Source organism: Lentzea pudingi, from assembly GCF_014646255.1.
Taxonomy (GTDB): Bacteria; Actinomycetota; Actinomycetes; order Mycobacteriales; family Pseudonocardiaceae; genus Lentzea; species Lentzea pudingi.
Window position 1 is genome coordinate 273,166 of sequence record NZ_BMNC01000002.1, and the last position, 21,905, is coordinate 295,070.

Consider the following 21,905-nt stretch of genomic DNA (forward strand, 5'->3'; position numbering starts at 1 on the left):
ACCTCGAATCCCAGCGCTCGCAGCATTCCCGTGAGCATCGCCACCGCGCATCGTGCGAAGTCACCTGCTTCCCATCACATGACGAGGAATCGCCACATCGGTGCACTCATGTGTCATGTCGCGCACCACGAACATCCCGCTACGGTCGCTCGACATGGGCGGCACCTTCCTCAACTACCGGCGGCACGACGAGCGCATCGCCTTCGTCCGAACGCTCTACGCGCGGCTCGTCTCCCGGTTCGGGAGCAACGCCGTCTTCCTCGACTCCGCCACCATCGGGCACGGCCGCCGCTACCCGAACCAGCTGCGGCGCCACCTCGACCGGTCCGACGTGGTCGTCGTCGTGGTGCACGCCGGCTGGGCGAAGGAGCTCAGGACCGACGGCGCGGACTGGGTGCACAACGAGATCAGGTGGGCGCTCGCCGCCGGGAAGACGATCATCCCGTTGCTCCTGGACGGCGCGAAGATGCCGAGGGCGCACGAACTCCCGCGCACCATCAGGGAGTTCGCCAACTTCCAGGCCCACCGCACGATCGACGACCCCGAGCACGTCCGGCTGTGCGAGAAGATCGCCGGCGAACCGCAGCGCCGCGCCGTCATCGGGCAGACACCGGCGCGTCCGTGGGCCGGGCCGCTCGCCGCCCTGCTCGGTGCCGCCGCGTTCGCCGCGCCGGTGCTGGCGTTGCCGGCGAGCACCAGGGACACCGCCGCCGTGGTCTCGATCGCCGCCGCCGCGCTCCTGGTCGTGGTGCTGTTCTCGGTCGGCGTGGTCTCGCTGGGCCGCAAGCAGATCAACTCGGCGGAACGGCTCGCGCAGGACCTCGACCCGACCACGTACAACCTGCTCGTGGCCGCACCGGGAGGCATCCTGCTCGCGGGGTTCACGGTGGCGATCGTCTTCAGCTCGCCGGTCGAACCCCGGCTGCGCCCGCTGCTCGTCCTCATCGCCGGCGGCGCGACGATGTACGCGATCTTCCTCGTGCTGGGGCAGTACAAGACCGAGAGGTTCCGCGAGAACCACTGGCCGGTGCGGCTGGAGGAACCGGTGAAGCCCGCTCCCGTCCGCCGCGAGCTCGAACGCCTGCTGCGCAAGCAGGCGGCCGGAGCCGACGAGGAACGGATCCGCTGGCACGTCACCCACCTCGAGAACGCCGCCGACGTGCTGTCCAGGGACGCGAGCAGGAGCCGGTGGTCCTGGCTCACGGCCGACCACGCACTCCCGCTGCTGCTGGGCACGGCGTGGGCCGCCGCGGCGGTCGGGCTGATGACCTCGGCCGCACTGCCCGCAATGCGTCTGTGGGTGCCCGCGATCGTGCTCGCCGCGATCGCCCTGACCATCGGGCTCACCGTCGAAGCCGCCTACCGGCGGCAGGTCTGGGTGCGGCGCCACGTCGCCGACGAGGTGCACGCTCAGATCCAGCGCCTGCACGACTGAGCACCTCAGCCTTCGGCCGAGCACGACCACGGCGAGCCAGGTGAAGAGCACGTTTCCTGGTCAGGGAGGGAAACGAGGATTTGTCAGCTTCGCGGGCGCGGCTGGCACCGCGGGCAGGAATACGACGAACGGTTCATGAACGGCTCGCGGACGATCGCGGCACCGCACCGCTTGCACGGCCGGTTCTCCTGGCCGTACGCGCTGAGTGACCGGTCGAAGTACCCGGACTGCCCGTTGACGTTGACGTAGAGGGCGTCGAACGACGTGCCACCCTGCCCGAGCGCCTCACGCATCACGTCCGTGGCGTGGTCCAGCAGCTCGGCGGCCTTGACCTTCGTCAGCTTGTCCGTCATCCGGGTGCCGTGCAGCTTCGCTCGCCACAGGGCCTCGTCGGCGTAGATGTTGCCGATGCCGGACACGAGGGTCTGGTCCAGGAGCGCACGCTTGATCTCGGTGTGACGCAGGCGCAACGCGCGCACAGCAGCATCACGGGAGAACAAGGGGTCCATGGGGTCGCGCGCGATGTGGGCGACCGAATCGGGCACCAGCGTGCCGTCGACCTCGACCAGCTCGGCGAGCGCGAGGCCGCCGAAGGTGCGCTGGTCCACGAAACGGAGCTCCGGCCCGCCGTCGGCGAACCGGAAGCGGACGCGCAGATGCTTCTCGTCGGGGGCCGACGAGGGTTGGACGAGCATTTGGCCGCTCATGCCCAGGTGCGCGAGCATGGCGGCTTTGTCGGCCAGTTCCACCCAGAGGTACTTGCCGCGGCGCCTGGCGGCGGCCATGGGCTGGCCTGCCAGGCGCGCGCAGAAGTCCAAGGAACCCAGGTCGTGCCGACGGATGGCGCGTGGGTGCAGCACCTCTACCGAGGAGATGACCCGGCCGGCGACGTGGGCTTCGAGGCCGAGGCGTACTACCTCGACCTCTGGGAGTTCGGGCACGTCAGGCTTCGGACTTGCCCTCGTCGACGGGCTGAGCCTCGATCACGGCGGCCTGCGGCTTGGTGGGCTTGAGCACCCACACACCCGCGCGGCTCGTGTCCCTGACCAGCACAAGTCCCTGGATGCCTCCGCTGCGGGAGGTGTTCACCGGCCCGCGGACGGTGCGGGTGCGGCGGTTCGTGCGGTTCCTGGTCGCATACATTGCGTGTCTCAGTCTTCCTCGGTTGGGGCGGTCCCTGGCGTCACCGAGGCGCCATTCTGTCCGTTTGCGGATCGGACCGACTCCTGCTCGGCCTTGACCCGTTCCGACAGAACATGATAAGCCGCTTCGGCGGCTTTCTGCTCGGCTTCCTTCTTGGTGCGCCCATCACCCTTGCCGTAAGGCTGGCCACCGACGAGCACCGTTGCGGTGAACTCCTTGCGGTGGTCCGGCCCCTGGTCGTCCACGCGGTACTCCGGGACGCCGAGGCTGGCTTGAGCGGTGAGCTCCTGCAGGCTTGTCTTCCAGTCCAGTCCAGCACCCAAGAGCGGAGCTTTGGCCAAGAGCGGATCGAACAGCCGATGAACGAACGTTCGTGCGGTATCGATACCGAACTGCAGGTACACCGCACCGATGACGGCCTCGAGACCGTCAGCGAGAATGCTCGCCTTGTCCCTGCCGCCGGTCAGCTCTTCGCCACGACCGAGCAACAGGTGTGCACCGAGCCCGCCCTCACTCAGGTTGCGCGCGACGCCTGCCAGTGCGTGCATGTTGACCACGCTGGCGCGGAGCTTCGCGAGCTGACCTTCGGGAAGGTCGGGATGGGTGCGGTAGAGGTGGTCGGTGACGACCAGCCCGAGCACCGCGTCTCCCAGGAACTCGAGACGCTCGTTCGGCGGCAAGCCGCCGTTCTCGTACGCGTAAGACCTGTGGGTGAGCGACAGCACGAGCAGCTCGGCGTCCAGGTGGACGCCGAGCGCTTCGAGCAGGTCCGCGCGGTCCGCTTGCGGTGCGCGCGGCGGCTTTCCCCCCACTACGTCAGCGAGGAGATCAGGCCGGCTGAGCGACCTGGCGGCCAGCGTACTGACCACAGGCCGGGCAGGCGACGTGCTGCGGCTTCGGCTGACGGCAGGCCTTGTTCTGGCACGCCACCAGGTGCACAGCAGACGTCTTCCACTGGGAACGGCGCGCACGGGTGTTCGAACGCGACATTTTCCGCTTCGGGACGGCCACGACTACTTCTCCTCGTTGTTGTCATCGCTGAACCGCTCTTGCAACGCGGCCCACCGAGGGTCAATCGTCTCATGCCCGTGGTCGGGCCCGAGCTCCGCCCACCTGCCACCACACTCGGAGCAAAGCCCCTTGCAGTCCGGCTCGCAAAGCGGCGCCTGCGGCAGCGCGAGAACGATGGCGTCCCGCACCACAGGCTCGAGGTCGATCAGATCGTTGACGATCCGGCTGACCTCGTGTTCGTCGGTGGTCTCGTCCGTGGTGCTGTCCGGCCACGCGTAGAGCTCCGTGACCCGGACTTCGACCTCGTCGGTGAGCGGCTCGAGACACCTCGAGCACTCCCCTTCGACCTTCGCGGACGCGGTCCCCGACACCAGCAGACCCTCGACGACCGATTCGACCAGGAGGTCGAGTTCGACCTCTCCGCCCTCGGGCACCGCGATCACCCCGAGCAACCCCACACCTTCGCCGGGGACCGACCTCACGAGGGGTCGGCTCAGACCGGCTCGACGGCCGATGTCCCTGGTGTCGATGACCCAGGGACTGGATGCTGTGGGACGCGTGGACGCGTGACGATGCTCAGTCATGATTTTCGGGTTTTGCTGACGGGGACCTACCACGTCCAGCCGGTCCAGGGTACGGGACGACGCCCCCGCGCGTGAAATCGGCAGGTGATCGCACCTGTCCGACGTAGCGCGAATCACACGTTCAGTCGTCCCCGACCGGGCTGGTTCGTCAGGAACCGTAGTCGAACGGTGCCGCGGCGCCCGCGACGGCCGGCCCGCGCAGGTGCGAACGGCCCTTGCCGACCGACCTGAGCGTGTGCGCGAGGAGGTCCTCGAAGTCCGCGAGCTTGCCGTCCACGTACGCGTCGCACTCCGACCGCAGCCGGATGGACTCGTTCTGGGCGGTGTCGAGCAGACGGGCCGCCTCGGCGTGCGCCGCCCGGACGACCTCCTGCTCGTCGACGAGCCTGGCCTGCTCGGCGCGGCCGTCCTCGGTGGCGCGCTCGTAGTTGGCCCGGCCTGCCTGGATCATGCGCTCGGCCTCGGCGTGCGAGCGACCCACCAGGTCGTCGTACTCCTGGCGGCCGGCGGCCACGGTCCGTTCGGCCTGGTCCTCCGCCTCGGCGATCATCCGCTCGGCACGGGCGCGCGCGTCGGACAGCATCGCCTCGGCCTCGGCCTGCGCCTCGGCGAGCATGCGGTCCGCGTCGGCACGTGCCTTCGACACGCCGGACTCCGCCTCGTGCTTGGCCTTGCCGACGACCTCGTCGCGGTGGTCCAGCACGTCCTGCGCGTCGTCGAGCTCGGCGGGGATCGCGTCACGCACGTCGTCGAGCAGTTCGAGCACGTCGCCGCGCGGCACCACGCAGCCCGAGGTCATCGGAACTCCGCGCGCTTCCTCGACGATCGTGACGAGCTCGTCGAGTGCCTCGAACACCCGGTACACGTCTCACACCCCTAACCCCTGTGACTCCCACCCACAAGTGTGCCCTGCCGATCTCCCCGGCACCGGGACTTCGACAGGGCGTGTCAGGATTTCCCCACATCGACCTGGGGGAACCGTGAAGATCACAATCCGGCGGGCCACCGCGGCCGACGTCCACCCGATCGTGACGATGCTGGCGGACGACCCGCTGGGCGCGCGGCGCGAGCAGCCGGGCGGCCCGGCGTACGAGAAGGCGTTCGAGGTGATCGACGCCGACCCGCACCAGCTCCTGGCCGTGGCCGACGCGGACGGCGAGGTCGTGGGCACGCTGCAGCTGACGTTCACGGCGGGCCTGTCCCGCCTGGGCATGACCCGCGCGACCGTGGAGGCCGTGCGGGTGCGCTCCGACCAGCGCGGCAACGGCCTGGGCGAACACCTGGTGAGGTGGGCGGTCGACGAGGCCCGCGCACGCGGTTGCGGCATGGTGCAGCTGACGACGGACGCGTCACGCGTGGACGCACACCGGTTCTACGAGCGCCTCGGGTTCACCGCGTCGCACGTGGGGATGAAACTGACGCTCTAGCGCGTCTCGGCGAGGCGCTGCTGCAGCCGCTGCTCGATGGTCGCGGGCAGCAGCGTCGAGACGTCGCCACCGTACGTCGCGACCTCCTTGACCAGCGAGGACGCCAGGTAGGAGTACTGCGGGCTGGCCTGCATGAACAGCGTGTCGACACCGGTGAGCTGGTGGTTCATCTGCGCCATCTGCAGCTCGTAGTCGTAGTCGCTGACCGCGCGCAGGCCCTTCACGATGGCCTTGATGTTGTTCTCGCGGCAGTAGTCGACCAACAGCCCGTGCCACGAGTCCACACGCACGTTGTCCCACTGAGAGGTGACCTCGCGCAGCATCTCCTGACGCTCCTCGACGTCGAACAAGGTGCGCTTGTTCTTGTTGATGAGCACGGCGACGACAACCTCTTCGAACAGGTGCGCGGCTCTCCCGATGATGTCCAGGTGACCGTTGGTTACCGGGTCGTAGGAGCCGGGGTACACGGCACGCGTCATGGGCGGACGTTAGCACCCGATCGGACGCCTCCAGGAGTGTCCGTGGTTCTCGTCACCCATCAGAACGCACCTGGGCCCAGTAGACAGCCGTGTCCCCGTAACGCTTGGCACGCAACGATTCCACTTCTTCAGGCCAAGCTGGTTCGCCACTTCGCGAAGCACGTTCCACGATCAAGATGGCATCTTCCGCAAGCCGAGGCACGACCCCCCGAAGCACTTTGGCGAGCTCGTCGTCCCCCACCGCGTACGGCGGATCGGCGAACACGACGTCGAACTTCTCCCCTTCACCACTCACGTACGCCTCAGCAGTCCGGTTGACCACCACGGTGTCCGCGAACCCAAGCTCCTTCGCATTGCCTTTGAGCACGTCAGCGGCCCGCTTGTCCGACTCGACGAACGTGGCGTGCCCAGCCCCCCGGCTCAACGCCTCGAACCCCAGCGCCCCCGACCCGGCATAAAGATCCAGCACCTTGACCCCGTCAAGGTCGACCAGGGCCTCGAGCGAACTGAACAACGCCTCCCGCACCCGCTCGGACGTGGGCCGCGTGCCCTTGGGCGGAACCTTGAGCCTGCGACCTCCCGCGGACCCGGCAACTATTCGTGTCACCCCCACATCGTCCCAGGTGCATCCTGTGCGCATGACCCGCCACCGCGACTCGGGCGCCTGCCTCTGCACCCTGGCCACCACCCCAGTCCTAGTGGCATGCCCGTCCTGCGCAGCCCAGGCCGTCGCCACCGCAGACCGCCTCGTCTGCCCAACGTGCGCACACACCCGCCCTTACAACCGCGTGTGGTGCTGGGACGCCACGTCCTACGTGCCAGACCTCTGGCTAACGACTCCGTGCGCAGACCACACCCTGTGGGCACTGAACACCGCACACCTCGACGTACTCGAGTCCTATGTCAGCGCAACCCTGCGCGAGGACCCAGACCCGTCGTCGGTACGCCGGATGACGATCCTGGCAAAGCTCCCGGCATGGCTGAAGTCGGCAAAGCACCGAGACGAGGTCCTACGAGCCATCCGCCGCCTACGCACAAGGGCAAGCACCCACGCCTGACAGCACGCGATGCCGAAGGCGAGCCGTCCTGTCTTTCGTCTTTCGCCTTGAGCAAGCGCACTGGGCGGTGGGGTCCCATCACGAGTCGCGCCATAGCTCTTGCTGCGCCTGAGGGGTGAGGTCAAGTCGACACGCTTTTCGTCGACTTGACCTCACCCCTCAGGTGTGGCCCGCTCTTGGCTCGGCTCGTGATGGGACCCCACCGCCGACGCCACCTCGTACGCAACCGGCAGCCGCTCTAAGCAACAGGCGTGCCATCTACCTACGGGCAGCGCGGGCCCCCTGATCAGATTGCCGGGGTCTGGGGCAGAGCCCCAGGGGAAGCACGCACCGCAAGCCCGCCGCCCGCAAGGTGACCACCCGCCAGGCCGCGTACCGCAAGGCCACGTACCGCAAGCCCGCCGCCCGCAAGGTGACCACCCGCCAGGCCGCGTACCGCAAGGCCACGTACCGCAAGCCCGCCGCCCGCAAGGTGACCACCCGCCAGGCCGCGTACCGCAAGGCAACCTCCCACCAGGCCACGTACCGCAAGGCCACGTACCGCAAGCCCGCCGCCCGCAAGGTGACCACCCGCCAGGCCGCGTACCGCAAGGCCGCGTCAACGACCACCGCAAGCTGACGCAGGCGTCCCCCCGATCCGGGAACCCCTACAACTCAACCTACTCAGCCCCTCCGACAAGATCAGGCAAGCGCCTGCCACCACCCATCAACCTCACCGGGCGAATCAACATCAACCCGCTCCCCAGGCCGAGGCACAGCCATCTTCATCCCCCGAGCCTTGACCTCGCGCCACACCCGGTCAATCGGCTCCCCCCAAGGATGCAGGGCAAGGTTGAACGTCGCCCAATGCACCGGGATCAACAACCCACCCCCCAAATCCTCGAACGCCCGAACCCCGTCCTCGGGCGTCATGTGGATGTCCGGCCACGCGTCCCCGTACGCGCCGACCTGCATCAGCACGGCGTCGAACGGACCGTGCGCCTCGCCGATCGCCTTGTATCCCGCGAAGTAGCCCGTGTCGCCGCTGTAGAACACCGAACGCTCACCGCGCTTGATCACCCACGAGGCCCACAGCGTGACGTTGCGCTGCACGGACCGGCCGGAAAAGTGTTGCGCCGCAGTGCAAGTGAGCGTGAACCCGGCCACGGAGTGCGACTCGTCCCAGTCCAGCTCGACGATCCGCGAGGCGGGCACGTCCCACCGGGCCAGGTGCGCGCCCAACCCCAGCGGCACCACGAACACCGCCGCAGAAGAAGCGGTCAACGCCTGCACGGTCTCCATGTCGAGGTGGTCGTAGTGGTCGTGCGAAACCACAACCGCACTCACATCAGGCAAATCAGACAACTGATGCGGAACCGGGTGCAGCCGCTTCGGTCCGACGTGCGCGGAGGGCGAGACGCGGTCACTCCACACGGGATCGATGAGCACGGCGGCACCGTCGATCTCGATCAACGCGGACGCGTGTCCGTACCAGGTGATGTGAACACCCTCCGCGACCGGCGACAGCGGACCGACCAGTGGCACGGCCACGGACGGCTTGCGGTCGGCGCCACCGAAGACGAAGTCGCGCATCGAGAAGGAGTCGCGGTCCGGGACCGTGCTGACCTCCTTGTCGTTGTGGAACTTGCCGTCGCGGTAGCGCGGTGACCGCGACATGTGGACCGGGTCCGGCTTGCCGCCCAACTGCCGCGGCAGGTCCTTCAGTGCCCACGCCACCCCTGCCAGGCCGAGCAGGCCGGCCAACGCCTTCTTCATGATGCGAAACCCTCTTCCCTGACTCCCGTGCCCGGTGCAACGCAGGGAATCGTCGTGGAGTTCCGCGTCCTCCGCACAGCGAAGGGGCCCGGCCTGCGACAGACCGGGCCCCTCCACGACGTTCCGACCTACTCCAGGACGATCAGCAGGTCGCCGCCTTCGACCTGCTGCGCACCGCGCAACGCCAGGCGCCGCACCACACCGGCCTTGGGCGCGGTGATCGCGGCCTCCATCTTCATGGCCTCGATCGTCGCGACGGTCTGACCGGCGTCGACGCTGTCACCCTCGGCCACCACCGCCGTCACCACGCCGGCGAACGGCGCGGCCACGTGGTTCTGGTTCGAGCGGTCCGCCTTCTCGGCGGCCGGGATGTCGGCCGCCACCGAACGGTCGCGGACCTGGATCGGGCGCAGCTGGCCGTTCAGGGTCGCCATCACCGTGCGGATGCCTCGCGCGTCGGCCTCGGAGATCGCCTCCAGACCGATCAGCAGCCGGACACCCGGCTCCAGGTCGACGGAGTACTCCTCGCCCGGACGCAGGCCGTAGAAGAAGTCCTTGGAGCGCAACACCGACGTGTCGCCGTAAGCCTCGCGGTGCGTGTTGAACTCCTTGGTGGGCGCCGGGAACAGCAGCCTGTTCAACGTCGCCCTGCGCGAGTCGGCGAGACCGGCCTCGTCCTCGGCGGAGAGCTCCTCGACCGGCTTCGGCGCGGGACGCCCGGCCAGCGCCTTGCTGCGGAACGGCTCCGGCCAGCCGCCGGGCGGGTCGCCCAGTTCGCCGTGCAGGAAGCCGATCACCGACGCCGGGATGTCGAACTTGCCGGGGTCCGCCTCGAAGTCCTTCGGCGCGACGCCCGCGCCCACGAGGTGCAGCGCGAGGTCGCCGACGACCTTGGACGACGGCGTCACCTTCACGAGGTGGCCGAGCATGCGGTCGGCCGCCGCGTACATCGACTCGATCTCCTCGAACTTCTCGCCGAGGCCGAGAGCGACGGCCTGGGTGCGCAGGTTCGAGAGCTGACCACCGGGGATCTCGTGGTGGTAGACGCGGCCGGTCGGGCCGGGGATGCCGGACTCGAACGGCGCGTAGATCTTGCGCACCGACTCCCAGTACGGCTCCAGGTCGCAGACGTTCTGGAGGTTCAGGCCCGTCGAGCGCTCGGTGTGGTCGGTCAGCGCCACGATCGACGACAGCGGCGGCTGCGACGTCGTGCCCGCCATCGACGCGGTCGCGCCGTCGATCGCGTCCACGCCCGCCTGGATCGCCGCGAGGTACGTCGCCAGCTGGCCACCCGCCGTGTCGTGCGTGTGAAGGTGGACGGGTACGTCGAACTCCTTGCGCAGCGCGGTGATCAGGCGCGACGCCGCCGGAGCCCTCAGCAGGCCCGCCATGTCCTTGACGCACAGGACGTGCGCGCCGGCACCGACGATCTGCTCGGCCAGCTTGAGGTAGTAGTCCAGCGTGTACAGGCGTTCGTCCGGATTGGACAGATCGCTCGTGTAGCACAGGGCGACTTCAGCCACCGCGGTCCCGGTCTCGCGCACGGCCTCGATCGCCGGGCGCATCTGCTCGACGTCGTTCAGCGCGTCGAAGATCCGGAAGATGTCGATGCCGGTCTTCGTCGCCTCCTCCACGAACGCCTTGGTCACGGCCTCCGGGTACGGCGTGTAGCCGACCGTGTTGCGGCCGCGCAGCAGCATCTGCAGGTTGATGTTCGGCACGGCCTCGCGCAGCGCGGCGAGCCGCTCCCACGGGTCCTCCGCGAGGAACCGCAGCGCCACGTCGTAAGTCGCGCCGCCCCAGCACTCCAGCGACAGCAGCTCGGGCGTCATGCGCGCGACGTGCGGCGCGACGGCGAGCAGGTCCTTGGTGCGCACCCTGGTGGCGAGCAGCGACTGGTGGGCGTCGCGGAACGTCGTGTCGGTGACGCCGACGGCCTTGCTCTCCCGCAGCCACCGCGCGAAGCCCTCGGGGCCGAGCTCGACCAGCTTCTGCTTGGAGCCGGGGACCGGTTCCGCGTTGAGGTCGGCGACCGGCAGCTTCTCGCGCGGGTCGACCGCGGTCGGGCGCGTGCCGTTCGGGTGGTTGACCGTGACGTCCGCGAGGTAGGTCAGCAGGCGCGTGCCGCGGTCCGCCGAGTGGCGTGCCGTCAGCAGGTGCGGGCGCTTCTCGATGAACGACGTGGTGACGCGGCCCTCGTAGAAGTCCGGGTCGTCCAGCACGGCCTGGATGAACGGGATGTTCGTGGACACACCGCGGATGCGGAACTCCGCGATCGCACGGCGCGCACGGGCGACGGCGAGGGAGAAGGTCCGGCCGCGGCACGTGAGCTTCACGAGCATCGAGTCGAAGTGCGGGCTGATGGCCATGCCGGCGCCGGCCGTGCCGCCGTCGAGGCGGATGCCGGAACCACCCGGCGAGCGGTAGGCGCTGATCGTGCCGGTGTCCGGGCGGAACCCGTTGGCCGGGTCCTCGGTGGTGATGCGGCACTGCAGGGCCGCGCCGCGCAGCTGGACGGTGTCCTGGGACAGGCCCAGGTCCTCCAGCGTCTCACCGGACGCGATCCGCATCTGCGACTGCACCAGGTCGACGTCGGTCACCTCTTCCGTGACCGTGTGCTCGACCTGGATGCGCGGGTTCATCTCGATGAAGACGTAGTGGCCTTCGGGGTCGAGCAGGAACTCCACGGTGCCGGCGTTGCGGTACCCGATGTGCCGCGCGAACTTCACCGCGTCGGCGCAGATGCGGTCACGCAGCTCGGGCGCGAGGTTCGGCGCGGGCGCGATCTCGATGACCTTCTGGTGGCGCCGCTGCACGGAGCAGTCGCGCTCGAAGAGGTGGATCACGTTGCCCTGGCCGTCGGCGAGGATCTGCACCTCGATGTGGCGCGGTTCGACCACGGCCTGCTCGAGGAACACCGTCGGGTCGCCGAACGCGGACTCCGCCTCGCGGGACGCCGCTTCGAGCGACTCGCGCAGCGCGGCGGGCTCGTCGACCTTGCGCATGCCGCGGCCACCACCACCGGCGACGGCCTTCACGAAGACGGGGAAGCGCATGGTCTTCGACGCTTCGAGCAGCTCGTCGATGTCGGACGACGGCGGGCTCGACTCCAGCACCGGCAGGCCGGCCTCGCGGGCGGCGGCGATGGCGCGCGCCTTGTTGCCCGTCAGCTCCAGTACCTCGGCGACGGGGCCGATGAAGGTGAGACCTGCCTCACGGCAGGCCATCGCGAGCTCCGGGTTCTCGGACAGGAACCCGTAACCGGGGTAGATCGCGTCGGCACCGGCCTTGCGGGCGGCCTTGATGATCTCGTCGACGGAAAGGTAGGCGCGGACGGGATGTCCCGGCTCGCCGATCTCGTACGACTCGTCGGCCTTCAGGCGGTGCAGCGAGTTTCGGTCCTCGTGAGGGAAGACGGCGACCGTTCCAGCGCCCAGTTCGTAGGCGGCTCGGAACGCGCGAATCGCGATCTCGCCGCGGTTGGCGACAAGAACCTTGCGGAACATCCGTGCCCTCCCGGTGTTACTCGGCGGTCATCAGTCGAGGCACGTTACCGTGCGACTCTTGCCAGTTGGGAGGACTGTCTCACGTGATGGGTGTCATCCTGATCGGTCTTGCTCACCCGATTCTCGCGTGATGAGAGCAAAGTGGATACCCACCACCCGGTCAGACTGCGGCCGGTAGTGGGTTTAACCAGATCGAGTGACGATCTTCGCGACTATCTCGGTAGGGTGAGCCATATGGCCGGGGCTGATGGAGCCGGGCAGCCTACTGCCCGCACACCGCATTTCGACGTTGTCCTCCGTGGTTACAACCAGCGACAGGTGAACGAACGAGTCACCCGGTTGGAGTTCGACCTCAAGAACTCGAACCGTGCTCGCGACGCGGCCTCCGCGCAGGTGGGCGAGCTCACCAAACTCCTCAACTCGATGCGCGCCGACCTCGACAAGACCAAGGTCCAGCTGCAGAACCTCGCCAACGCTCCCGTGAGCGCGTCGAACGTCACCGAGCGCGTCCGCGTGATGATGAGCCTGGCCGAGGAAGAGATCGCGGACATCCGCAAGGACGCCCTCGACAAGGCCGCCGCGACGCGGGGTGAGGCCGAGAAGTGGGCGGCCGGTCAGCGCGAGGCCCACCAGCGCCTGCTCGCCGAGACCGAGGCGCGCCGCAAGCAGCTCGAGGTCAACTACCAGCAGCGCCACGCCGAGCTCGACCAGCAGACCGCCGGCCGCAGGTCCGAGCTGGAGGCGGAGCACACGTCGTTGCAGGCGAAGCTCGCCGCCGAGCACGAGGCCCTGGTCGCCGACGTGCGCGCGAACGGCGAACGGATCGCCGGCGAGTACGAGAAGAAGTCGGCGGACCTGGACGCCCACCGCGTCGAGCTCGACGCGAAGTACAAGGCGTACCACGACCAGCTGGACAAGGAGTACGACGGCCTGAAGGCGACGCTGACCGCCGAGCACCAGAAGGTGCTGGCGGACGCGAAGGCCGAGGCCGAGCAGATCGTCGCCGACGCGGAGGCCGAGCGAGCCGCGGCGCTGCAGAAGCTCACCAGCGAGCTCCAGGCCAAGCAGGCGGAGGCGGAGAAGATCCTCTCCGATCTCGAGACCGAGACGCTGGCTCGTGCCGAGAAGACCACCTCCGACGCGTCCGCGAAGGCCCTTGCCCTGGTCAGCGCGGCAGAGGAGAAGGCGGCGACGACGCTGCGGACGTCGGAGGACAAGGCCGCGGCCACCATCGCCGAGGCCGACCAGCGGGCCGCGACCACCGTGCGCGAGGCCGACGAGAAGGCCGTCGGGCTCGTCCGCGACGCGGAGGCACGCACGGCCGCGCTGGTGCGCGACGCCGAGGAGAAGTCGGCCGCGGCCGTCGCCGCGTCGGACCAGCGCGCGGCCGCCGCGTCCGAGAAGGAGGCGTCGCTGCGTTCGGCGCACGACAACCTCGCGACGCAGTTCCACGCCGCGCAGGCCGCCGTGGACGCGGCGATGTCGGTGCTCAAGCCGCTGGAGGACGGGTCCGCCGACGAGGACTCCCCCGCACCGGCTCCGGGCGCACCGGCTCCAGGCGCACCAGCTTCGGGCGCACCAGCTTCGGTCCCACCGGCGCCGGTCGCCGAGCAGAAGACCCAGCAGCTGCCGAAGCCGCGGCAGAAGGACTGAGCGCTAACCGGGGAACGGCGGCAGGCTGCTCGTGGCCCAGCTCGTGTGGCAGCCGCCGTTCGCCGCGAAGTCGCTGGCGAACCCGATGAGCTCACGGCCGTCGAGCGACGCCACCCCGCTCGGGTGGTAGTTGGGGCACCGCTCGTCCCGCGCGCCCGGCACCGAGACGGGCGCGGGGACCGCGTACCAGCCGTCCCTGCCGCCGTTCTCGGACACGAAGACCGTGCGGCCGTTGCCGGGGTCGACCTCGCCGTTGGCGGACATCAGCATCTGCCCCATGAGGATCACCCGCCCCCGTGACGTGCCGTTGGGCGCGAGGGTGATCGACGGCGTGTGCGCGAAGCACCGGCCGTCCTTCGTCGTCGGCCTGGTGCCACGCCACCTCGGGTCTCCCCAGGCGACACCGTCCGGCGAACTGCGGTGGTAGGCCTCGCAGGAGTGCTGGTCCGGCTGCGAGCAGATCTCGTACATCATGTAGAACTCGCCGGTCGGCAACCTCTTGACCTGCGGCATCCCGGGCCGAAGCGAGCCGTCCGGCACGGCGACGACCGACTCCTTGCCCGACCAGATGACACCGTCGCGCGATACCGACCGTCCGATGTACCGGCTGTGCGACTCGTGCGTCTCGTCGGCGAAGTAGCAGTTCAGCCGCCCACGGGCGTCAACGGACAGGTCCGGCTCCCACAGCCCGCCACCGGGCAGCGCCCGCGCGCACTCGGACAGGTGATGCCACGTCTCGCCGGCGTCGTCACTGCGCCCGACCCGCGCCTTGAGCCCTTCCCGCCGAGTCCCCACGGACCCCGCCCACAACACGGTCCCGGCAGGCATCTCACCGACCCGACGAGGCAACTCGTAAAGGTGCCCGCAGCAGGTCGCGTGGGCGCTCACGCCGTCGACGAACGTGCCGATCCGCCGGAACTTCTTGCCGGCCCGACCGGCGCGCAGGACGTTGACGGAGTGGAACCCGTGCAGCGCCACGAGGATCGAGCCGCGGTACACGCCGTGTTCCAGGCGGATCGCGTGCGGGTAGCGGGACTCTTCGCCGGTGAGCAGGACCGGGTCGGCCTGGGTCGGGATGGGGGCGGAGACGAGGGCGAGGAGGGTGACGAGGGCGGTGGTGATCAGGCGACGCACGGGCCCAAACGTACCGAGGCGGCCGGGCTGGCGCGCTCACACCTTCAGGTGATGGGGCCGGGGAGGCGTTTGAGATCACGCGGGCGTGGGTGACGCGGGCTGCGCGGGGCGGAGAGACGGGGCCGCACGGGGCGGGCGGCGGGGCGGGGGAGACGAGGCCGCGCGGGGCGGGCCGCGCGGGCGGCCGGTGGTGCCGAGCAGGGTGGCCGGCGGGGCCGAGCGAGCGGGGAACGAGACCGCACGGCGCGGAGACGAGGTCGCACGGGGCGGAGACGAGGTCGCACGGGGCGCGGAGAGCGAGGTCGCACGGGTGCGGAGACGCGAGACCACGCAGGTACGGGGCCGCGAGAGCACGTGGGTGCGGCACAGGTGGCGGGCGGCACGGCAACCGACCCGGCGATCACCCAGCCCGCCCGCAGCCCAGCCCGCCCGCGGCCCGCCTCCAGCCAGGCCCGCAGTCCAGCCCCAGCCCAAACGCGCCCGCAGCCCGCCCAGCCCGCAGCCCAGCCGTGCCCCCGCAGTCCCGCCCAGCCCCAGCCGCTCCCGCAGCCCACCCAGCCCGCAGTCCAGCCCCAGCCCGCACGCACCCAGCCCGTCCGCAGCCCAAACGCGCCCGCAGCCCAGCCGCGCCCGCCCAGCCCGCAGCCCAGCCCCCAGCCCGCCCCTTCTCCCCTCGCGGCTAGGTCTTCTCCAGGTACTCGGCCCGCTCCTCCGTCAGCAACGTCGCCACCATCCCCGCGAGCCCCGGATGCTCCACCAGGTCCGGATCGGCGTCCACGACCTGCTGAGCCGACGTGCGGGCGTCCGCGATGATGTCCTCGTCGCGCAGCAGCGACAGCATCTTCAGCCCCGACCGGCGGCCCGATTGGGCGGCGCCCAGGATGTCGCCCTCGCGGCGCAGTTCCAGGTCCAGCTGGGCCAGTTCGAAGCCGTCCAGAGTGGACTCGACGGCGCGGAGGCGTTCCATCGTGGCCGTCATCTCCGGCATCTCCGTCACCAGCAGGCAGAGGCCCGGTGCGCTGCCTCGGCCCACTCGGCCGCGGAGCTGGTGGAGCTGGGAGACGCCGAAGCGGTCCGCGTCCATGATGGCCATGACGGTGGCGTTCGGGACGTTGACGCCCACTTCGATGACCGTGGTGGCGACCAGGACGTGGACCTCGTTGGCCGAGAAGGCCCGCATCACCGCGTCCTTCTCGTCCGGGGGCATGCGGCCGTGCAGGATCTCGATGCGCAGGCCGCGCAACGGGCCCTGGGCGAGCATGGTGGCCACGTCGATCACGGACAGGGCCGGGCGCTTGTCGTCGTCGCCCTCCGACTTCGCCGGTTCCTCGTCGCCGATGCGCGGGCACACGAAGTACGCCTGGTGGCCCTTCGCCACCTCCTCGCGCACTCGGGCGAAGGCGCGGTCGAGCCACGTGGGCTTCTCCCGGACGGGCACCACCGAGGTCTTGATCGGGGAGCGGCCGCCCGGCAGTTCGCGCAGGGCCGAGACCTCCAGGTCGCCGTAGACCGTCATGGCGACGGTGCGCGGGATCGGGGTCGCCGTCATCACCAGGACGTGCGGGTTCTCGCGTTCGCCCCGCGCGCTCAACGCCGCTCGTTGTTCCACGCCGAAGCGGTGTTGTTCGTCGACGACTACCAGGCCCAGGGAGTGGAACTCCACCTTCTCCTGGATGATCGCGTGCGTGCCGACGACGATGCCCGCCTCGCCGGTCACGATGTCGAGCAACGCCTGGCGGCGCTGGGCCGTGTTCATCGAGCCGGTCAGCAGCGTCACCCGCGTCGCGTCCTCGGCACCGCCGAGCTGGCCCGCCTGGGCCAGGTCGCCGAGCATCTCGGACAGAGACCGGGCGTGTTGTGCCGCAAGGACTTCCGTCGGGGCGAGCATCGCCGCCTGACGGCCCGCGTCGACCGCCTGCAACATCGCCCGCAACGCGACCATGGTCTTGCCCGACCCGACCTCGCCCTGCAGCAACCGGTTCATCGGCACGGTCGACTCCAGGTCCGACGCCACCTGCTCGCCGACCTCCACCTGGCCCGCCGTCAGCGTGAACGGCAGGCGCGCGTCGAAGGCGTCGAGGATGCCGCCCGAGCGACGGGCGCACGAAGGGGCGGGACGGGCCGTGGACGCCTTGCGGCGCTGGGCCAGCGCGAGCTGCACGGCCAGCGCCTCGTCCCACTTCAACCGCAGCTGCGCCACCGAGATCTGCGCCCAGCTCTCCGGCCGGTGGATCGACCGCAGCGCGTCCTCCAGGCCGATCAGGCCCTGCTCCTCGCGGAAGTCGGCGGGCAGCGGGTCCTCCGGCACGCCGTCCCAGATCTCCAGCAGCTGCTTCACGCAGTTCGCGATGTTCCACGTGTTGATGTGCTGCGACGCCGGGTAGACGGGCAGGAACGCCTGCAGGAACGACGACCCGTCCTGCTCCGCGGTGAGGACCTCGAACGCCGGGTGCACCAGCTGCAGGTTCTGCCGGTAGCGGCCGACCTTGCCGGCGAACAGCGCTCGCGTGCCCGGCAGGAGCTCCTGCTCGGCCACGAACGCCGGCTTGCCGAAGAACACCAGGTGCAGCTCCGAGGTGCCGTCGGTGATGACGGCCTCGGTCATCTGGCCGCGGCGCGCCTTCATCTGGCGCTTCTGGCACTTGCGCACCTCGGCCTGCACCGTGACGTGCTCGTCGATTTCCAGCGAACGGATGTCCGTCAGCTTCCCGCGCTCGTCGTACCGGCGCGGGTAGTGGCGCAGCAGGTCACCGACCGTCGTGAGGCCGAGGCCGGTCTCCAGTGCGTCGGCGGTCTTCTTGCCGAGCAACGGCTGCAGCTTGTCGTCGAAGGAGATCATCGCGTCCCATTGAACTACTCGACACCGACAAAAATGACCGCGTCGGGCTGGCCGCCCGGATAAGCGGTCACCTCGACCTCCGGATGGGTGACCCGCACGTGGTCCTCCAGCACGTCGGCCAGGCCCTCCGGCGCGTCGGCGCCCAGGATCACCGTGACCAGTTCCCCGCCCCCCGCCAGCATGCGGTCGACCAGCCGGCAGGACAGGTCCATCAACGACTCCGGCGCCGCGGGACCGGGTTCGATCAGCACGACCTCGCCGTCCAGCATGCCCAGCAGGTCGCCCGGCTGGCAGCGGCCGACCCACGTCAGGGCCTCGTCCGCGGCGATCGCGAGTTCGCCACGGCGCGTGGCAGCAGCGGCCTCGGCCATGGCGACAACGTCGTCACCGGCGCGCCGAGAGGAGTCGTGCACCGCCAACGCTGCGAGAGCCTGCACGGGCGAGAACGTCGGCACCACAACTACGTCCTGCCCAGCGGCCTGTGCGTACGCCACGGCCTCATCCAGTGCCTCACGGAGGTCCGGGTCGCCGGGCAGAACGGCGACGTGACGCGCGCGCGTCGACACGATGGCGGACACCAGGTCCGTGGGCGTCGCCGAAGAAGAAGCGAGGTCGAACACCGTGGCGCCTTCCGCACGGAACAGGTCCACGGCGCCGCTCACCACCACCACGATCGCCCGGTCGCGCACGAACCGAGAAGCCTGCGCGGCGATCTGATCGGCGAACCGCGCCACCGTGATGCGGTGCGGACGTCCAGCGCGCACACCCGACTCGATGGCCGCGCCGATGTCGTTGCAGTGCACGTGGACGGTCCACAGCGAGACGCCGTCCCCCACCACCGACACGCAGTCGCCCAGGCCGTTCAACGTGGCGCGCAGCCCGGCCACGAGCTCCTCGGACGTCCCGTCGAGCAGGTACATGACCTCGTACTCGAACTCCGACGACCCGCTTTCGCGCGCGGTCGTCAGCGACTCCGGCGTGCGCGGCACCAGGGGCGCGTCCACCGGCGTCTCCACGCTCTGGCCGGTGATCACGGCCGCCAGTGTGTCCAACAACACAACGAGCCCACGCCCGCCCGCGTCGACCACTCCGGCCTTGGCCAGCACCGCGAGCTGACGGGGCGTATCGGCCAGTGCGACGGCCCCCGCGCGCGACGCCGCCATCACCACGTCGTCCAGGTCGTCCGACCCGCAGTCACGGGCGGCCTCGGACGCGGCGTGCAGCACCGACAGCACGGTGCCGGGCACGGGCTTGGACACCGCGGCGGTGGCCAGCTCATCGGCGCGGTGCAGGCCCTTGCGCAACGCCGTGCCGGTGACCAGCGAGACCTCCTGCACGGTCTCCGCCAGGCCCCTGAGCACCTGGGACAGGATCACGCCAGAGTTGCCGCGCGCCCCGGCCAGCGCGCCGCGGGCGAGCGCGGACAGCGCGTCCCCCACCGTCGACATGGGCGAGCGCAGCAGCGCGTCGAGCGCCGACTGCATCGTGTGCAGCAGGTTCGTGCCCGTGTCACCATCCGGGACGGGGAAGACGTTGATCTGGTCGATCGACTCCCGATTGGCGTCCAACGACCGCACGCAGGCGTCTGCCCATCTGCGCACCGCGACCGCATCCATGACCTGCATGGCGGCGAGAGTATCCACCCGGTTTGGTCGCGGGTGAGCCCACCGGCTACCCTGATTGGGTTGCCGTGCCCGGTTGAGGCTTGTGCACGCTTGCGCGCCCACCGGGACGCGAGACTTACCGCTTGAGGAACCTGAAGGAGTGGCTGACGTGGCTGCCGTGTGCGACGTCTGTGGCAAGGGGCCGGGCTTCGGCCATTCGGTTTCGCACTCCCAGCGGAAGACGAACCGCCGCTGGAACCCGAACATCCAGTCTGTGCGCGCCAAGGTTTCGGCCTCGCAGCGCCAGCGGATCAACGTGTGCACGTCTTGCCTGAAGGCCGGCAAGGTCGTGCGCGGCTGATCACCGCCACAGTTCGTTTTTAGAGTGAGGAGAGCCCGGCTTCGGCCGGGCTCTTTTCGCGTTTCAGGGCACGGCGCACGAACACCAGACAGGTGACACCGGCCAGCAACGCCCCGGTGCCACCGAGCGCGAACACCGCCCTGGGCCCGAGGAACAGCAGCAACCCGCCCGCGGCTGCCGTCCCGAGCAGGTTCGCGCCGGTGATCATCGACCCGATGGCGGCGAACGCCCGCCCGCGCATCTCCTCAGGGGTCCGCAACCGTGCGATGGCGTGGATGGCCACGTTGTCCACCCCGTTGGAGACGCCGCCGATGAACCACCCGATCACGGCGGTGGCGACGAACGGGAAGGTCGCCGGGATCAGCACCGCGATGCCCGTGGTCACGCCGGTGATCGCCAGCGCGTGAGCGAACTGGGAGGCTGACGTCAGTCGCGCCGCCAGCCGGTTGCCGACGATGATGCCGACCATCCAGCAGGCCTGCATCGCGCCGAGCAGGAACTCGTCGCCGTGGAGCACGAACCGCACGAACGCCGGGTCTGCCACGTTGATCACCACCGTCGCTCCGACGAAGCACGCCACCCCCACGACGGCCGCGAACAGCACGCCGTCCCGCCGAACGTGCCGGACGCCGGCGAGCGCGCTGGGGCGTGCTTCGTGCTCACCGGACGGCCTGCGTTCCGCCTTCACGAACGCCAGGACCAACGCGTAGACGAGGAACGTGCAGCCGTCGATCAGCATCGCGGCCGGATGACCGAAGAACCCGGCGAGCAGCGCTCCACCGGTGACTCCGGCGATGTTGCCGGCGCTGCGAACTGTGGCGAGGAGGGCGTAGGCGCGTGTCGAGTGCTCCTCGCCCGCGATGTGCGGCACGAGCGCGGAGATGCAGGGCTGGGCGATCGCCCGCCCACAACCCGAGACGAACACCAGCGCGACGACGAAAACCGGCTGACCCATCAACGGTGCGATGACCGCAATCGCGACACCCTGACACAGCAGGGCGACGATCAGCAGGCGGCGATTGGGCAGAAGGTCGACGAGCAGTCCCGCGACAGGCGCGCCGAGAACGAACGGGAGCAGTTCGGCGACGAGGATCGCGGCGACCAGCAACGGGCTGATCGGTGTTGCCCAGAACAGCAGGACAAGCAACGACAGCGCGTTGCCGAACTCGCTGACGGCCGCACCGGCGGCCGTCAGCGTCAGATCACGATTGCGAGCGGCAGCTACGGGAGCTTCCAGTCGACCGGTTCCGCGCCCTGCTTCTCCAGCAGTTCGTTGGCACGGCTGAACGGCTTGGAACCGAAGAACCCGGAGTGCGCCGACAAAGGCGACGGGTGCGCGGACTCGATGGCGGGCAACGGTTCGAGCAACGGGCGCAGGTTGCGCGCGTTGCGGCCCCACAGAATGGAGACCAGAGGTGCGTCACGGGCGGCGAGAGCCTTGATCGCCTGCTCGGTGACGGCCTCCCAGCCCTTGCCCTGGTGGGAGTTCGCCTTGCCGGGCTGCACGGTCAACGCCCTGTTGAGCAGCAGGACACCGCGCTCCGACCACGGCGTCAGGTCGCCGTTGGACGGAATCGGGTGGCCTAGGTCCTCGGCGTATTCCTTGTAAATGTTGATGAGCGACTTGGGAATGGGACGGACGTCCGGCGCGACCGAGAACGACAGGCCGACCGCGTGGCCGGGCGTCGGGTACGGGTCCTGGCCGACGATCAGCACCTTCACCTGGTGGAACGGCTGCTGGAAAGCGCGCAGCACGTTCTCGCCCGCGGGTAGGTAGGTGCGACCGGCGGAAACCTCCGCGCGCAGGAACTCACCCATGGCGGCGATCTGGTCAGCGACGGGGGCGAGAGCTTCAGCCCAACCGGCTTCGACAACTTCAGTGAGGGGACGAGCCACGGCTGTGAACCCTATCTCAC

General features: G+C 69.6%; 20 protein-coding genes. 5 read left to right on the plus strand and 15 right to left on the minus strand.

The window, feature by feature from the left end; all coding sequences use genetic code 11:
• Positions 1 to 115 precede the first annotated feature (115 nt).
• A complete protein-coding gene (locus tag IEY88_RS07180; RefSeq protein WP_189153832.1) occupies positions 116 to 1,435 on the plus strand; it encodes a TIR domain-containing protein in 1,320 nt (439 codons plus the stop codon).
• 83 nt (positions 1,436 to 1,518) lie between these two features.
• Here IEY88_RS07180 and mutM read toward each other — a convergent pair whose 3' ends face one another.
• The 6 genes from mutM to IEY88_RS07210 all read right to left on the minus strand — a co-directional run bounded on the left by mutM (position 1,519) and on the right by IEY88_RS07210 (position 5,038).
• Positions 1,519 to 2,376 carry a bifunctional DNA-formamidopyrimidine glycosylase/DNA-(apurinic or apyrimidinic site) lyase gene (mutM, locus tag IEY88_RS07185; RefSeq protein ID WP_189153833.1) on the minus strand — a complete coding sequence of 286 codons (858 nt, stop codon included), beginning with the start codon at positions 2,374 to 2,376 and terminating at the stop codon, positions 1,519 to 1,521.
• A gap of 1 nt (position 2,377) precedes the next feature.
• Positions 2,378 to 2,578, minus strand: a complete 201-nt coding sequence (locus IEY88_RS07190; RefSeq protein ID WP_030467960.1) for a hypothetical protein — start codon at positions 2,576 to 2,578, stop codon at positions 2,378 to 2,380.
• An 8-nt stretch (positions 2,579 to 2,586) separates the two neighbouring features.
• Positions 2,587 to 3,390, minus strand: a complete 804-nt coding sequence (gene rnc / locus IEY88_RS07195) for a ribonuclease III (RefSeq protein ID WP_189153834.1) — start codon at positions 3,388 to 3,390, stop codon at positions 2,587 to 2,589.
• Between the two features lie 16 nt (positions 3,391 to 3,406).
• The gene (gene rpmF, locus IEY88_RS07200) at positions 3,407 to 3,589 is read right to left on the minus strand and encodes a 50S ribosomal protein L32 (RefSeq protein ID WP_065916643.1); all 183 of its coding nucleotides are present in this window, start codon (positions 3,587 to 3,589) and stop codon (positions 3,407 to 3,409) included.
• Positions 3,590 to 3,591: 2 nt separating this feature from the next.
• A complete protein-coding gene (locus IEY88_RS07205) occupies positions 3,592 to 4,173 on the minus strand; it encodes a YceD family protein (protein WP_189153835.1) in 582 nt (193 codons plus the stop codon).
• A gap of 148 nt (positions 4,174 to 4,321) precedes the next feature.
• Positions 4,322 to 5,038 carry a DivIVA domain-containing protein gene (locus IEY88_RS07210; RefSeq protein ID WP_189153836.1) on the minus strand — a complete coding sequence of 239 codons (717 nt, stop codon included), beginning with the start codon at positions 5,036 to 5,038 and terminating at the stop codon, positions 4,322 to 4,324.
• 121 nt (positions 5,039 to 5,159) lie between these two features.
• Here IEY88_RS07210 and IEY88_RS07215 point away from each other — a divergent pair, with 121 nt between their 5' ends.
• Positions 5,160 to 5,600, plus strand: a complete 441-nt coding sequence (locus IEY88_RS07215) for a GNAT family N-acetyltransferase (RefSeq protein ID WP_308425971.1) — start codon at positions 5,160 to 5,162, stop codon at positions 5,598 to 5,600.
• On the opposite strand, the gene coaD is transcribed toward IEY88_RS07215, so the two are convergent.
• A complete protein-coding gene (gene coaD / locus IEY88_RS07220) occupies positions 5,597 to 6,079 on the minus strand; it encodes a pantetheine-phosphate adenylyltransferase (RefSeq protein ID WP_189153837.1) in 483 nt (160 codons plus the stop codon). The two genes, IEY88_RS07215 and coaD, sit on opposite strands and share 4 nt — an antisense overlap.
• A 52-nt stretch (positions 6,080 to 6,131) precedes the next feature.
• Entirely contained in the window at positions 6,132 to 6,686 is a 555-nt protein-coding gene (gene rsmD, locus IEY88_RS07225) for a 16S rRNA (guanine(966)-N(2))-methyltransferase RsmD (protein WP_189154504.1), read from the minus strand.
• Positions 6,687 to 7,489: 803 nt separating this feature from the next.
• Between rsmD and IEY88_RS07230 the strand changes: the two genes are divergently transcribed.
• Positions 7,490 to 7,756 (plus strand): hypothetical protein, encoded by a 267-nt coding sequence (locus IEY88_RS07230; protein ID WP_189153838.1) that lies wholly within the window; start codon positions 7,490 to 7,492, stop codon positions 7,754 to 7,756.
• Positions 7,757 to 7,818: 62 nt separating this feature from the next.
• Here IEY88_RS07230 and IEY88_RS07235 read toward each other — a convergent pair whose 3' ends face one another.
• Positions 7,819 to 8,892, minus strand: a complete 1,074-nt coding sequence (locus tag IEY88_RS07235) for an MBL fold metallo-hydrolase (RefSeq protein ID WP_189153839.1) — start codon at positions 8,890 to 8,892, stop codon at positions 7,819 to 7,821.
• 128 nt (positions 8,893 to 9,020) lie between these two features.
• On the minus strand, positions 9,021 to 12,398 hold the full coding sequence (locus tag IEY88_RS07240; protein ID WP_189153840.1) for a pyruvate carboxylase: 3,378 nt from the start codon (positions 12,396 to 12,398) through the stop codon (positions 9,021 to 9,023).
• A gap of 318 nt (positions 12,399 to 12,716) precedes the next feature.
• Between IEY88_RS07240 and IEY88_RS07245 the strand changes: the two genes are divergently transcribed.
• Positions 12,717 to 14,051 (plus strand): coiled-coil domain-containing protein, encoded by a 1,335-nt coding sequence (locus IEY88_RS07245; RefSeq protein WP_189153841.1) that lies wholly within the window; start codon positions 12,717 to 12,719, stop codon positions 14,049 to 14,051.
• Positions 14,052 to 14,054: 3 nt separating this feature from the next.
• On the opposite strand, the gene IEY88_RS07250 is transcribed toward IEY88_RS07245, so the two are convergent.
• From IEY88_RS07250 to fakA, 3 genes are all read right to left on the minus strand, one after another.
• On the minus strand, positions 14,055 to 15,185 hold the full coding sequence (locus tag IEY88_RS07250; protein ID WP_189153842.1) for a glycoside hydrolase family protein: 1,131 nt from the start codon (positions 15,183 to 15,185) through the stop codon (positions 14,055 to 14,057).
• Between the two features lie 679 nt (positions 15,186 to 15,864).
• Positions 15,865 to 18,024 (minus strand): ATP-dependent DNA helicase RecG, encoded by a 2,160-nt coding sequence (gene recG, locus IEY88_RS07255; protein WP_189153843.1) that lies wholly within the window; start codon positions 18,022 to 18,024, stop codon positions 15,865 to 15,867.
• 14 nt (positions 18,025 to 18,038) lie between these two features.
• Entirely contained in the window at positions 18,039 to 19,649 is a 1,611-nt protein-coding gene (fakA, locus tag IEY88_RS07260) for a DAK2 domain-containing protein (protein ID WP_189153844.1), read from the minus strand.
• Between the two features lie 148 nt (positions 19,650 to 19,797).
• Here fakA and rpmB point away from each other — a divergent pair, with 148 nt between their 5' ends.
• Positions 19,798 to 19,989, plus strand: a complete 192-nt coding sequence (gene rpmB, locus IEY88_RS07265) for a 50S ribosomal protein L28 (RefSeq protein WP_030467945.1) — start codon at positions 19,798 to 19,800, stop codon at positions 19,987 to 19,989.
• A gap of 19 nt (positions 19,990 to 20,008) precedes the next feature.
• Here rpmB and IEY88_RS07270 read toward each other — a convergent pair whose 3' ends face one another.
• Positions 20,009 to 21,226: an MFS transporter gene (locus tag IEY88_RS07270; RefSeq protein WP_268241224.1), complete on the minus strand. Its 1,218-nt coding sequence runs from the start codon at positions 21,224 to 21,226 to the stop codon at positions 20,009 to 20,011.
• Positions 21,211 to 21,885 (minus strand): uracil-DNA glycosylase, encoded by a 675-nt coding sequence (locus IEY88_RS07275; RefSeq protein WP_189153846.1) that lies wholly within the window; start codon positions 21,883 to 21,885, stop codon positions 21,211 to 21,213. The genes IEY88_RS07270 and IEY88_RS07275 overlap by 16 nt, the downstream gene beginning before the upstream one ends.
• Positions 21,886 to 21,905: the final 20 nt, after the last annotated feature.